Source organism: Actinomadura sp. B10D3 (genome assembly GCF_039871695.1).
GTDB classification, from domain to species: Bacteria; Actinomycetota; Actinomycetes; order Streptosporangiales; family Streptosporangiaceae; genus Spirillospora; species Spirillospora madurae.
On record NZ_JBDPLY010000082.1, the window covers coordinates 1 to 1,582 of the forward strand.

The 1,582-nt window shown below is 62.8% G+C and carries 1 protein-coding gene and 2 pseudogenes; all 3 read left to right on the forward strand.

The annotated features are described in order from the left end of the window. Positions 1-142: 142 nt before the first annotated feature. Positions 143-520, forward strand: a pseudogene (locus ABGB11_RS42320) (class I SAM-dependent methyltransferase); the annotation flags it as partial. Further along, positions 520-699: pseudogene (locus tag ABGB11_RS42325) on the forward strand (IS66 family transposase); the annotation flags it as partial. The pseudogenes ABGB11_RS42320 and ABGB11_RS42325, both read left to right, overlap by 1 nt. A gap of 288 nt (positions 700-987) precedes the next feature. Then, positions 988-1,582 (forward strand): thiamine pyrophosphate-dependent enzyme (locus ABGB11_RS42330; protein ID WP_347641348.1); only part of this gene is annotated, 595 nt, incomplete at its 3' end.

A 1,582-nucleotide genomic window follows, 5' to 3' on the forward strand; every position in this document is an offset into this window, starting at 1 on the left:
TGGTGAGCGTGAGAACTTCCATCGAACCGCGCGGGCCCCACCCGCTACTTGCGAACCCCCAAACCCGCCTACCGGACCAGCGATCCCGCAGGTCACACCCTCATTTCACGACCTTGCCGGATCCCTGAGGGTCCCAGCGTGGCTCAGGCACTCCAGGCGGCGTGACGCCCAGGCCATCTCGCATCACTATGACGTTTCCAACGCCTTCTATGAGTGGGTGCTGGGCCCGTCCATGGCATACACGTGCGCATGTTATCCCCAGGGCGATTCGACTCTGGAACAGGCTCAGTTCCACAAGCACGACCTGGTGGCCAGGAAGCTGAGCCTCAAGCCCGGCCTACGGCTGCTGGACGTGGGTTGTGGCTGGGGCGCCATGGTGATGCACGCCGCCGAGGAGTACGGGGTGAGGGCGCTGGGCGTCACGCTGTCCAAGGAACAGGCCGAGTGGGCGCAAAAGGCCATCGCCGATCGGGGCCTGTCGAAGCTGGCCGGAGTGCGGCACCTGGACTACCGGGATGTGAAATACGGATGATCAAGATCCGGCAGAAAGTCTCCGGCTGCCTGCGCACCCTGCCCGGAGCCAAACAGTTCTGCGCCATCCGGTCCTACCTGGCCACCACCGCCAAACACGGCATCGGACTCCGGGACGCCCTCACCCGCCTCACCAACCGGCTACCATGGCTGCCCTCCGCCGCCTGAAACCGGCTCACCTCACCTCAACCTGCTGACCAGTCACAGTGTTGGCTGGCTCCATGTATCAAAGGGGGCCGAGGTGTCAATGGTCATGGATGATGTGAAAGCCGGTCTGACTACTCTCCTCATGGAGTCTCAGAAAGTCGAGTCCGAATGACTCGTGGAGGCATTTTGGTTGCCATCGTCATATGTTGCGCAATCAATCAATTGATCTACAATTGACAGGGTTAGATTTTTGGCTCAGGGATTTTGTTGGCCTACTTGATGATCTCCCGCTTTTTCTAAGGCTTTGAAATGGTCGATCTTGTGCGTGGTGCTCAGGGAACTGCTGAGAACGTTGGGCCTGGCTTTATTCAGCTGCTTACGCCGGAAGGGGAGCGCGTCGAGCATCCTGACTACCCCCTGGACCTCAGCGCCGAGGACGTCCGCGACCTGTACCGCGATCTGGTGATCGTGCGGCAGTTTGATCTGGAGGCGGTGGCGTTGGCGCGGCGAGGGGAGTTGGGGTTGTGGACGCCGTTGCTGGGGCAGGAGGCGGCGCAGATCGGGTCGGGGCGCGCCCTGTCCGAGAACGACATGGTGTTCCCGACCTACCGGGAGCACGGTGTCGCCTGGTGCCGGGACGTTGAGCCGCTGAAGCTGCTCGGGCTGTTCCGGGGCGTGAACCACGGCGGCTGGGACCCCGCGGAACACATGTTCCACCTCTACACCATCGTGATCGGCAGCCAGACGCTGCACGCGACCGGGTACGCGATGGGCATTCAGCGCGACGGTGTCCTCGGCACACCGTCGGCGGGCGCCACCATCGCCTACTTCGGTGACGGCGCGACGTCGCAGGGCGACGTGAACGAGTCGTTCGTGTTCGCGTCCGTGTTCAACGCGCCGATCG